Annotated in this window: 9 protein-coding genes; 2 read left to right on the forward strand and 7 right to left on the reverse strand. The window is 55.6% G+C overall.

What is annotated here, in order from left to right; translation table 11 throughout:
- Nucleotides 1-10: 10 nt before the first annotated feature.
- The gene (locus WCA53_RS21280; RefSeq protein WP_423915310.1) at nt 11-1,087 is read right to left on the reverse strand and encodes a porin; all 1,077 of its coding nucleotides are present in this window, start codon (nt 1,085-1,087) and stop codon (nt 11-13) included.
- 189 nt (nt 1,088-1,276) lie between these two features.
- Nucleotides 1,277-1,582 carry a Dabb family protein gene (locus WCA53_RS21285; RefSeq protein ID WP_423915292.1) on the reverse strand — a complete coding sequence of 102 codons (306 nt, stop codon included), beginning with the start codon at nt 1,580-1,582 and terminating at the stop codon, nt 1,277-1,279.
- Nucleotides 1,583-1,837: 255 nt separating this feature from the next.
- Between WCA53_RS21285 and WCA53_RS21290 the strand changes: the two genes are divergently transcribed.
- Both WCA53_RS21290 and WCA53_RS21295 read left to right on the forward strand, forming a co-directional pair.
- Nucleotides 1,838-2,797 carry a LysR substrate-binding domain-containing protein gene (locus WCA53_RS21290; protein ID WP_423915294.1) on the forward strand — a complete coding sequence of 320 codons (960 nt, stop codon included), beginning with the start codon at nt 1,838-1,840 and terminating at the stop codon, nt 2,795-2,797.
- A gap of 233 nt (nt 2,798-3,030) precedes the next feature.
- Nucleotides 3,031-5,580, forward strand: a complete 2,550-nt coding sequence (locus WCA53_RS21295; RefSeq protein WP_423915296.1) for a LuxR C-terminal-related transcriptional regulator — start codon at nt 3,031-3,033, stop codon at nt 5,578-5,580.
- Between the two features lie 10 nt (nt 5,581-5,590).
- On the opposite strand, the gene WCA53_RS21300 is transcribed toward WCA53_RS21295, so the two are convergent.
- The 5 genes from WCA53_RS21300 to WCA53_RS21320 all read right to left on the reverse strand — a co-directional run.
- Nucleotides 5,591-6,547, reverse strand: coding sequence for a PDR/VanB family oxidoreductase (locus WCA53_RS21300; RefSeq protein ID WP_423915299.1), 957 nt, complete (start codon nt 6,545-6,547; stop codon nt 5,591-5,593).
- Between the two features lie 140 nt (nt 6,548-6,687).
- Nucleotides 6,688-7,740 carry a Rieske 2Fe-2S domain-containing protein gene (locus WCA53_RS21305; protein ID WP_423915301.1) on the reverse strand — a complete coding sequence of 351 codons (1,053 nt, stop codon included), beginning with the start codon at nt 7,738-7,740 and terminating at the stop codon, nt 6,688-6,690.
- 271 nt (nt 7,741-8,011) lie between these two features.
- Nucleotides 8,012-8,878 (reverse strand): ABC transporter substrate-binding protein, encoded by an 867-nt coding sequence (locus WCA53_RS21310; RefSeq protein ID WP_423915303.1) that lies wholly within the window; start codon nt 8,876-8,878, stop codon nt 8,012-8,014.
- A gap of 71 nt (nt 8,879-8,949) precedes the next feature.
- Entirely contained in the window at nt 8,950-9,690 is a 741-nt protein-coding gene (locus WCA53_RS21315) for an SDR family NAD(P)-dependent oxidoreductase (RefSeq protein WP_423915305.1), read from the reverse strand.
- Between the two features lie 521 nt (nt 9,691-10,211).
- On the reverse strand, nt 10,212-10,819 hold a 608-nt coding region (locus WCA53_RS21320; RefSeq protein ID WP_423915308.1), incomplete at its 5' end, for a hydroxyquinol 1,2-dioxygenase.

Raw genomic sequence — 10,819 nt, forward strand, 5'->3', positions numbered from 1 at the left:
CCCATCGTTCTTAGAAGGTGTGTTTCATCCCTATACCTACACCGGTTGTTGTACCGCTCGCCCCATGCAAAGCGCTGAAGGGCGCTACCGATAAGCCCGTGTTCATCGCACCATCGTTGTTTACCACCCCGACCTGCGCATAAAGCGAGGTGGCTTTTGACAGGAAATACTGCGTACCAAGGGCGACCATTAGCGAATGATTTGCCGTATGGTTACGGTCGCTCGTTACCCAAACGCCGCCGCTAATATCGAGCTGCGGTAGCACGTAGCCGTCTACACCTGCTCCGAAAACATCGCTATTGAACGACCCGGCGACCTTATAGTTGACGAACGACGCCCGGGCGGTTACCGGGCCAAAGTTGTACCCCACGCCAAGCGTTCGACCTTCGAAGGCCACGGTAGTCGGGATCGGCGTCTGAGCCGTGCCGCCGCTGTTTCCGTCAAAAATGGAAGCGTTCACCATCAAAGCGGCACCCTGATATGTCAGGCTCGCGGAATACTGTCGACCCGCCTGGAAATTGCCCGCCTCTCCACCCAACGCGATCAGCGCTTCGCCCATAAAACCACCGATGTTCGGACTGGTATAGGAGACGGCATTCGAGGTGAAAGCAGAGGTGCCGCCGACGTTGCCGATAAGATTCACAAGCCCGCTTCCGAACTGCGTAAAACCCCGCGGGTCTGACTCCACTAATGCAATGAAGAATGGTGAGTATTGCAAACCTGCCGTGAACGTCCCAAAGTTTCCATCTAGCGCAACCCAGGCTTGCCGACCGAAGAAATTTCCGTTCGAATCCGAGAAGCCGCCGTTGGCGATATCGATCCCGCTTTCCAGCTGGAAGTTCATTTTCAGGCCGCCGCCGAGGTCTTCAGTGCCCTTGAGACCGAATAGCGAAGACGTAAGCCCACTGTCGTTCATCGCGAATGTCTTGCCGGCATTCTGTCCAGTCACTGTATCGAGCGTCTTGCTGGTGTAAAGCAATCCACCGTCGACAACCCCGTATAGCGTGACATTGCTCTGCGCCTGCGCCAAACCACAAAACATGAGCAACACCGCGCCCAAGACGGACTTTAATTCATGACCTTTCATCATTTTCATTTTTTCCCCTAGTTTCGTTGTACGAATTTTTATTGATCTTGCGATCCCCGTGTTGACCAAGAACGCTCGATTGGGTGCGACTTTTCTGAAAATATGATCCCGCGCGCCAATGTATAACGGCATTGACGAACATGAGGTCCGGAAAGGACAGCGGAGGGGCTGAGCCCGGAGTTTGGCCTGTCAGCTCACCATGTCATAGTCGACTTGATGACGGGCCACGCGGACATCAACCAGGAGCCGCTTCACGCGAGCATGCTCGGGATGCTCTGCGTACGCCGCGAGGGACTCCCGAGAGTCGAATTCCGAGTACAGCACGACATCGCAGGCATAGCTCGCCCTACTCATATCGACACCCACTTCCATATGCAGCAAGCCTGGTATTTTTGCCTCTAGTCCGCTAAAAGCCGCTTTGAGCTCATTGATTGCAAGGAGTTTCTCCTCCTGTGTCGTGCCTCGAACGTCCCACATTACAATGTGCTTGATCATTAATTTTTTCTCATTGAGTTGTAGTTGGCCAAAGGCCCACGCGACCCACGGCCTCCGCGAGTGTTTGCGTAAGCGGCAGTCGTTTCATATGGACCGGTGGGACAGACACGCTGGCGTGATGGTGTCCTCACTGATGTTTTGCGTAGTGTCTCCCAATTGTTTTTTGCTCTGGTACAAATATAGTCTGTCGATAAAAATCGAAAAAGGCTGAATCCGGGAAACTTCCTTTCGGTCAGCGGGCAACTGGAGACACGCGTGGATAAATGGACGGAAGTCGAGGTATTCGTTCAAACGACGGAGCGTGGGAGCGTCTCCAAAGCAGCCGAGGCGCTCGGCCTGTCTGGCTCTGCGGCGAGCCGGCATCTGTCAAACCTTGAACAAAGACTAGGGGCGCGGCTCATCGAACGGAACACGCGTCGCCTGTTCCTCACGGAACTCGGCGATGAATTTTATCGACGCTGTCGGACCATTACCTCCGAAATGGAAGAAGCAGAGGCCTTGGTCGACTCGGCGCGGCTTAGCCCCGTCGGCACGCTGCGTATCACCGCTTCGGTATCCTTTAGTACCAAGGTAATTGCTCCGCTCCTTTCCGAATTCACGCGGCGTTACCCCAGGCTTACCCTGCAAATCATCGCCGCAAACCGTTACCACGACCTGATCGAAAATGGTATCGATGTCGCCATACGAACGCGCGAGCAGGAAGCCGATTCGGGCATCACAACTCGACGGCTGGCACAAATCCGACGCGTTCTCGCGGCCTCGCCGGCTTATCTGAGTAGTCACGGCACACCACGGTCGCTTGAAGAACTTCAAGGCCAGTCCTTTTTGATCTATACGCTAGCCACCAACCCCTATGAGCTGACTTTTACCAAAGACTCAATGACACGCTGCGTCAAGATCGAAGGTTTGTTGGAATCAAACGAGGGCCAAGTGCTTCGCGAAGCGGGTCTCGATGGGCTGGGCATTCTGATCCAGCCGTCCTATATCATCCACGACGACCTCCTCGCGGGCCGGCTCGTCCCGATCCTCAACGATTGGGACTTGCCCAAGCTTACGATCAGCGTTGCATACCAGCACCGGAAATACGTGTCGGTCAAGGTCCGCGCATTCATTGACTTTCTACTCCAGCACTTCGAGACGATGGGCTACGAACGCCGGTGGACGGAAACCTCGTTCCATCCCGAGTCGCGTGAAAAATTTTCTAGCGTGCAATGATGGGGGAGCGAAGCAAGCCGCCGTTGGAGACGGTAAATACGAAACTTCGTCCACCGCGACAGAGGGGAGAACTACTTAAGCGTGAGCGCCTTTCTGCAGAGATCGAAGCGAATGCAGGGCGCCGGCTCGTCCTTGTCTGTGCGCCTGCTGGATATGGCAAGACCAGTGTGCTTGTCCAACTCTTTGGGGCATTGAGCGTCCAGCAGCGTCACATTGGCTGGATAAGCCTTGACATGCAAGACAACGACATTGTGAGATTCGTTTCGCATCTGCTGGAGGCGACGCGCCGGACAGGGTTGGTGCTTTCAAATGACACGGTTAGCTTGCTTAGTTCTGAAGCCAGCCAAGGCGAAGCCCCCTTCGCAAGTCTAAAAACGACGTTGCTCAATGAACTTTCTTTCCTCGACGCCGATTTGTTTCTTTTCTTCGATGATTTTCATTTTATAAAAGATCCGAGAATTCTCGATCTCATTAGTTCGCTGTTGCTTGCCCCAATCGAGCACCTGCATTTCGTAATATCGTCGAGACAGCAGCTTGCCCTGCCAGTCGCACGGTTAAGGGCACTCGGTGAGATTCGGGAATTCGACGCGGCGATGCTGAAATTCTCCAGCAACGAAGCCATGGAGTTCATGGGCGCGAGGATTGATCTCCCGCTTACCCAGGTGCAGATGGAACACCTGTGGACAAAGACCGAAGGATGGATAGCAAGCCTTCAGATGGTCACGATTGCAATGCAAGGCCTCTCCGACCCTGAGGCCTTCCTGAGACAGTTCTCCGGGGCGGACCGAAGCATTGCCGACTTTCTCGTTGAGGAGGTGTTGAATCGGCAAACGGAAGAGGTTCAACGATTTCTGCTTGCGACTTCAATTCTTGATCGTTTTAACTCGGATTTGTGCAATGCGGTGCTGGAGCGTCGGGACAGTAGTTCGTTGATAGACAATGTAGAGGACTCGAATCTATTTGTCTTTTCGCTCGATCGCGAACGCAACTGGTATCGGTACCACAAACTTTTCGCAGACCTTCTACGCAAACGGCTAGTTGATCGTTTCCCCGACGAAGCCGCAATCTACAATCGACGGGCTTGTAATTGGCTTGCCGAGAACGACTATATAGCGGACGCGATCGAGCATGCCTTTGCCGCATCGGAACCTGCGCGGGCTGGAGCGTTGATTGACGAAATCAGTCCAACTCTTCTGGCGAGCGGCCAGACGGCGACTCTTCGCCGTTTCGCGGAACGGCTACCTGAAAGCGTGGCTAAAAGCCTGCCACGACTTCAGCTTGAGCTTGCGTGGGAGAACACGATTCTTTGGCGCTTCGATGAGGCACGCCACGCACTGAAGGAAGTCCGCAGCAAACTGGTTGATCGCGTGTCGGGGTCCCCGGTCTACCCTGCAGAGGAGCCTTTCGGTAAAGAGGCGGAGCTTTTTCGAATGAAACTCGCGCATCGAGAATTTTTGCTCAATGTGTTTACGGACGATATCGAACATTCACTTCCGGCAGCGAAATTGTGGATCGCCGAATTCGGCGACCGAGACAAGTTTATGGGGAGCTCGGTAGGTGGAATCTTGATGATGCTCAATCGGGAAACCTACCAATGCGAACATACGCAGGCACATGCACAAGAACTGCGCAACCAGTTTATCGAGGCGAATGCGATCTATGGAACTGTGTTTCTGGACACCGTGGTTGGAAGCATTCATTTCGCGCGAGGCGAGCTCCAGCTAGCGGAACAAGCCTATCTACAGTCGCGTGCCGACGCTATACGGATTCAGAGCGAAAGCTCGACACTCGCGACAATGCCGTCAGCGCAACTCGCGCAGTTGCTTTATGAAAAAAACAACCTTGGCGAAGCGCGTCAACTTGTCGAAAACCTCAATGGGCATCCTTCCGAATTCAGGTTCGTTGATTCGGTCATAGCCAGATATATCACAGCAACGCGGCTCGCTCGAACCGATGGCATGACAGGCAAAGCGCACGACGCGCTCGACCTTGCAACTCGAATCGCAGATCGATATGCATTGCCGCGATTGCATGCCCATGTCCTTGCGGAACGCGTGCCACTGTTGATTTCTGACGGGCTATGTCGGGACGCCGAGCGATTGATATTGGATCCTCGCTATAAGGGCGTTGCTGCGGTCATGTCGTTTTCCGGGCATGTCGATACGGCAAAAGAATGCTTCGCCATAGCGACGGCGCGAATCGCTTTCGAACGAGGTGAGAGGAGTCACGCACTTAAAATACTGCGCCGCTGGTTGAATTGGACGCGAGAACGGCAATGTCTCCGATCGAGCATACGGCTCGCCGTTTTGCTAGCGTGTCTTTGCTATCGCAGCGGCGACAAACTGGCGGCACGACGTACGATGATCGACGCGCTGCGGTGGGGCTCATCAGGCGGCTTTACGCGAAGCTTTCTCGACGAAGGACCCACGGTTGTTGTTATTCTGGAGGAGCTTGCTGACTTGACCACGGAAGCTAATGTATTTTCCATCGCATACCTTAGTTTTCTTCTATCTGCATTTGGGCGGCAAATCGACAAGAAAAAGACACCGCCAATTATCCAGATGCAGCAGGGTGAGTCCGAAGACGCGAGAGGCTTATCCGAAAGAGAAATCGAAATCCTGCAATTGACTTCGACGAATCTCGTGACATCTGAGATTGCCGCAGCACTGGGCTTGGCCGAAAGTACTGTCAAGTGGTATTGGAAGCGCATCTTTGAAAAGCTTGGTGTCCACCGGCGGTCCTTGGCGGTACGTGTCGCCCGTATGCGTGGCTTGATCGCGTAACAGACCGGTGCTACAGATCAAGCACCAACAGTGGACTTCTAGACCGTGAACAGCACACTGTCATCTGGTCGTTCTTCGCATGCTCTTCATCAGTAAAATAGAGATCCCGATGGTGAGGTGTTCCAGCGAGAACGCGCGTAACACAAGTTCCGCATACGCCTTGTTCGCATGACACAGGAACGTCGACGCCGTGTTCCGCGAGAACGGCGACAATGGTTTTTCCGCTTGCAACAGTGATGATTTTTCCGGTGCTGGCCACCCTGACATCGAAGGAAACGTCGCTAGCAGAAGACTGCGACTGTGCCCCGAAACGCTCAAGAAGAATCTGCTCGCCTTGCCACCCAAAATTCCCTGCTGTCTTGGTCACGAAATCAATGAATCCGCTTGGGCCGCACACATATAAAGTGGTATCTGCGTCGGGTTTGCCGATTAGCGCGGGAAGATTCAGTCTCTGCAGGAGCGGCCCATCATCGAAATGAAAGCTTACTCTATCCGAAAAAGCGGATCCGATGATGCGCTGATGGAAGGCGGTACGCTCCAATGACCGGGTACAGTAGTGCATTCGAAAATCAGCCCCAACCTTAGCCAACTGTTCGGCCATGCATAGGATAGGTGTCACCCCAATTCCCCCCGCAAGCAATAGGGAACGTTTCGCGGGCTTTAACGCAAAGTGATTTTTCGGTTCGCTGATATGCAGTATCGTCCCCTCCACGATTTCATCGTGGACTGCGACCGAACCGCCACGCGAGTTCGGGTCCCGCAACACGCCAATCACATAACGATGGCGTTCAGTTGGATCATTACATATGGAGTACTGACGCACGATACCATCGCGAACCAGGACATCAATATGCGATCCGGCGCTAAACGCTGGCAGTGAGTGCCCTTCAATGGGAGTCAATTCGAGACTGACGACGTCCTCGGCCTCTATCCTTTTTTTTGCGACCCTAACGGCGAGTTGTCTCATGATGGATAATTGGCAAGTTGTGTTGTTAAGAGCCGACGACGGCGCTCCAGGCAATGGGCGCATTCGTTTCTTTCATTCAGGTTCTATAGCAGTCTGCTCCAGATTGCCCACATTCGCGCCCCGGAGCAATGTACACGCGCTCACCCTTCGACCATACCTAGCGTCTCCGCCGCCTCCTCTTTCAAGAACTTGTCGAGCAACCAGAGTAACTTGCCAGGGCCCGCGTCGTGTATGTAGTCGACCGTCCTGAAGTCAGGCTTTTCCTTCATGCGTTGGTGTTGAGCTTCAAGGATCCTCTTGTCCTCAAGGAACGCAATTCCAATAATCTCGTGCAGCAGGTCGGTCATGCCTGGACTGTCAGTGGCCCGGCTGGCACCCCATGAGTAGTAATAGTCCACCGAGTCTTCGTCACGCGGGGTAACGACCTGACAACTGTAAGTGTCCAGAAGCAGTTGTCCGTCTGAAGGACCTTCAGTATTATTCCCCGCACTGAATATCCGCAGATGCATCATGAAGTTACATGGCAAGGTCATTTGGATATCAAAGCACATGTCGACTAACGTCCCCGTTGGAAACAGGTGTTGAACAAACCGCACGGCCGGTACGCCGCGTAACCAGGTTTGCGTATCGAGGCCTCGGGGCGTAAGCGTGTGCTTACTCTTGACCGTTGACCATGCGTTTGTTCCACCGAAGGTCTCGTCATGCACCCAGGCTACGTGCGACAAGTCGCTTAAATTGGCTAGTTCCTGACGGTAGTTTGCATCCACTCGCAGTTGTGACGTCTTCATGTTCCACGCCGGATCACCAGGTCCAACGGCGAAGCAGATTAGCGCGGGGTCCGCTTTTATCGGATCCCCCATCCAGATCCAGATCCAGTTGTCTTTCTCGACGACGGGGAACGATCGAACGCGTGCTTGTTGCGGAATACGCTCCTGTCCGGGAATCTCAACACACTGCCCGTCCGGCCCAAACTTCCATCCGTGATACATGCAGCGTAGCGAGTCGCCTTCCTTGCGCCCGCAGGATAGTGCTGTTTGACGATGGCAGCAACGATCCTCCATCGCTACGACCCCGCCGTCCGGCTTTCGATAAAGTACGATCGACTCACCAGCGATACGCCGAGCTAGAAGGGCATCTTTTCCCAAGCTCAACTCATAGTCCCAACCCGCGCAATACCACCAATTCTTCAGCATTGGAATCTCCTCCTATATTGCCGCCCCGAGGACAGCGATATTTGTATTCGGCCACGCAACCGTGTCCGTGATCTAACTTTGTCGATAACGGGGGTTTGTGGCACCCCCCTTTTGGGAGGGTTATCGCGAGACAGGAAGAATCGGAAGGTTATGGCAGGAATCTCCGGACCAAATCAGATCGTCGGTAATCTCCGATCCGTGGAAGGCCCGGAGATATCACGCTGCACTGCGAGTCAGTTCTTCGTCGCCCTGGTTTGGGGTAGCGGCTCGATCACAAGGCTGGCAGGTACATCTCTTCAGCGGTTCCCGCGGGGATGCCGAGTTCAGCTGCGACCGCGGCGACTCCCTGCTTGACAGCTTTGGGGTCCACGCGACCGTCGGAAGTGAAATACGGGCGGATGTAGCGCTCGTAGTGTTGCTCCGCTTCCGCGCTGGTCAGCCGATTCAACATCGAGGCGATGTGCTTGACCGCCAAACCGGGTTGCTCGGCGATCGTCTGCAGCGCCCGCTTGTTGGCCCGCACCAACGCCTGTAAAGCTGGATCGTCGAGTGGGATGCGCGCAGGGTCCACGGCGATTCCCACGGTGGGGATCTGGAGGTGATCGCCCACCCACGAAAGCACCGAGAAACCCTCCTCCTCGGCGACCTGCTCGGGCCCTAGCGTGCTGCCCACGTAGGCGGCGTCAATCGAGCCCTCGCGAAGGCGTCGCAGGTCCATCTGGTAGTCACCCGGAATTCGCTCCACGCATTCCACGTCGCGGTCGGGGTCCAGCCCATGCTTGCGCAGCACGATCCGCGCGAAACACCCAGGGGCGGTGCGGGCCCCGTGGACTGCCACTCGGCGCCCTCGAAGATCCTCCATGGATTTCACCCCGCTACCCCCGAGGAACCAGAAGAGCGGACGATGGGTGTTGGCGGTGAGCACCGTCCATTGGATGCCATCGGTCATCCGCGATAATAGAGCCCGGCCCAGACCGATGGTTGCGCCGCCGCGCACGCGTTCAGTCTTCCACACGGCTCCGTCGCGCATCGAAACGTGGACACCTTCGTCTTCGAAATATCCTTCTTGATCGGCCACATGCGCAATCAGTTCTTCGTGAATACCGCTTCCCACATAAGTCAGGTCAATCGAGTGCATTAGCAATTAACTCCTATCAGGTCACTCAAGCGCAATAGCGAAATAACGCATCTCCCGCGTGCTCGTTGCGTTCAATCCATTCCAAGGCCGCCGCTCACCGGAATGTAGTGACCGGTGGTGAACCCCGAAGCGTCACTTGCCAGGAACGCCACCGTCTTGGCCACCTCGTTGGGACGAGCGAGCCGTTTCATCGGTACCGCCGCAGCCATCGCTGCAAGCCGTTCGGCCGGGACTTTCCCAGTCGAAAGAGCGCCCTCCACCGTGGTCGGTGCGACGAGGTTGGCGGTGATTCCGTGCGGTGCCAGTTCCAAGGCGACGTAGCGTACGAACTGGTCCAGGGCCGCCTTAGCGGTGCCCAGCGCAATCATTCCATCACGCGGACGACGCGACAGCAGCGTGCTTAGATAGATCAGCCGCCCGTTGCCACGAGAAATCATTCCTGGCACAACAGCTTTCGTCGTGAGGAAGGCTGCACGCAGTTCAGTGTCCAGCTTACCGCCGAGTTGTTCCCAGGTCAGGTTGGCGAACGAGGTAATGTCAAACGGCGTCAACGCGTTATGCACGAGGACGTCGACCCCACCCCATCGCTGATTGATTTCATTGACCATGGCGGCGACATCGTCAGGCTCGGTGACGTCGGCCTTAATCACCATGGCTTCTCCACCGGCCGCGATAATAGTCGCGGCCACGTCCTCGGCCTGGGGTGCACTCGCGCGATGGTTGACGACCACCCGGTACCCCTCTTGGGCCAGAACCGACGCAGTAGCCGCACCAATGCCGCGGCTCGCTCCAGTGATTAGCGCGACTGGCATGAGCTCACCCCCACTTTAAGGCTTGCCTGGTCCGCTTTCTCTGAGCGTGTACTCCGCGCTATATAGCTCAATTCGATGGCATGTGTTAGCAAAATAACTCCTCCGTCAGGTCAGGTTTCTTGGAGCTACAGTACATCGCCCGAATTCTTTACTCTACGGACGCAGCCTCATAGACACTATTCCGTGGTGGAATGCAGCGGATCTCAATCGGCTAGCCGCCGAGCGGCTTTTTCGGAAGGGGGTGCTGTGGGTGGGTCTGGCCTGCGGTATAAGCCAAGAGCTAGACGGCTCGCGAAAAGGCGAAGCCGTAACGGTCATCATCGATGGTATGGGTCTGATTCTAGACGGAGCTAGTCAGTGGTACGAATAATAATGCAGAAAGGAGACAGGGATCGGACAACGACCGGCTTTTCCTCGATTTTCCTTTACGCCAACGCTTGCTGCGTCACGATGCTACGTCAATCACGATGTCCTTGATCATCGGATTCCCCTGCGGGACAAGATCGCTAGCATCAGTGACTCTACGCAGCGCGGCCTTCCACTGCGGCGCCAGACCGGTTAAGAACGAAGGTGAAGTCGAGCGTACTGAACGGTGTGTCGACTTCGCTACCGTCCGGCGCGTGCCCAGGTTCATGACGCTGCCAATCCGCGATCAGCGAAGACCGGACGCCGAACACCGCATCGGAATTGAGGTACTGGTCGCCGGAGCGGAACACATGCGTAATCAGCCGCTCGTATCCCGGCGCTTCAATCATGAAGTGCAGATGCGCCGGCCGCCACGGATGCCGGCCCACGGCGCTCAGCATGCGTCCGACGGGGCCATCGTGCGGAATGGGATACGACTCTGCGGTAATGGACTTGAAGTGGAATGAGCCATCGGCGAGACTGCGCAACATTCCGCGTCCGTGATTGCTGGTCGCGCCCTCGTACTGCACATCATAGAAACCGTCGGAATCGGCCTGCCACACTTCGATCCTGGCGTTCGGCACCGGTTCGCCGTCCAATCCGGTGACGCGTCCGCTGACAAAACACGGCTCACCTTTTGCGCCGTTGCCAACATCGTCCCCATTCTGGTATTCCGGCGCGTTCTCGACAAAGAAGGGGCCGAATACAGTCGACTCCGTACATC

Source organism: Caballeronia sp., assembly GCF_049581465.1.
Lineage (GTDB): Bacteria > Pseudomonadota > Gammaproteobacteria > Burkholderiales > Burkholderiaceae > Caballeronia.

Excerpts from the sequence above, each read along its gene's own strand:
- WCA53_RS21280 (WP_423915310.1), bottom strand. The coding sequence starts at position 1,087 with ATGAAAGGTCATGAATTAAAGTCCGTCTTGGGCGCGGTGTTGCTCATG.
- WCA53_RS21285 (WP_423915292.1), bottom strand. The coding sequence starts at position 1,582 with ATGATCAAGCACATTGTAATGTGGGACGTTCGAGGCACGACACAGGAG.
- WCA53_RS21295 (WP_423915296.1), top strand. The coding sequence starts at position 3,031 with ATGCAAGACAACGACATTGTGAGATTCGTTTCGCATCTGCTGGAGGCG.
- WCA53_RS21300 (WP_423915299.1), bottom strand. The coding sequence starts at position 6,547 with ATGAGACAACTCGCCGTTAGGGTCGCAAAAAAAAGGATAGAGGCCGAG.
- WCA53_RS21305 (WP_423915301.1), bottom strand. The coding sequence starts at position 7,740 with ATGCTGAAGAATTGGTGGTATTGCGCGGGTTGGGACTATGAGTTGAGC.
- WCA53_RS21310 (WP_423915303.1), bottom strand. The coding sequence starts at position 8,878 with ATGCACTCGATTGACCTGACTTATGTGGGAAGCGGTATTCACGAAGAA.
- WCA53_RS21315 (WP_423915305.1), bottom strand. The coding sequence starts at position 9,690 with ATGCCAGTCGCGCTAATCACTGGAGCGAGCCGCGGCATTGGTGCGGCT.